Genomic DNA, 404 nt, shown 5'->3' with positions numbered 1-404 from the left:
CTTGTTGCTGTTAACTTCGCTGAAGTTCCAGAACATAATGGATCAGCTGCACCATCAACATTAATGTCAGCGGCTGTCGCTGGTGGATTAACAACTACTGTTACTGTTTTAGCAGTAGCAGCTGTGTTTTCACACTTATTATCTCCTCTAACAGTTACATAGTATGTTTTGGTTGCAGTTAATACCGGAGTTTCAAATGATGAACCTGTGAAAACAACGGTAGTTAAAGCAGCGTCACTATACCAAGTAAACACTGGGTTTGTTATTGTTGTGCTTGAGGCTACTAATGTAGCTTTTGTACCTGCACAGAATGGCGCATCGTTACCCGCTACATTTATATCTGCAGCTGTTGCCGGTGGATTAACTGTTACAGTAACCACTTTTGCATCAGCAGCAAGAGTTTC

The 404-nt window shown here is 41.6% G+C and carries 1 protein-coding gene; it reads right to left on the bottom strand.

The window, feature by feature from the left end; all coding sequences use genetic code 11:
• On the bottom strand, nucleotides 1–404 hold a 404-nt coding region (locus tag J1905_RS23540), incomplete at both ends, for an immunoglobulin domain-containing protein (protein WP_214229631.1).

This window comes from Pedobacter sp. B4-66 (assembly GCF_018492665.1).
Classification (GTDB): domain Bacteria; phylum Bacteroidota; class Bacteroidia; order Sphingobacteriales; family Sphingobacteriaceae; genus Pedobacter.
This window is presented reverse-complemented; position numbering and strand designations above follow the sequence as displayed.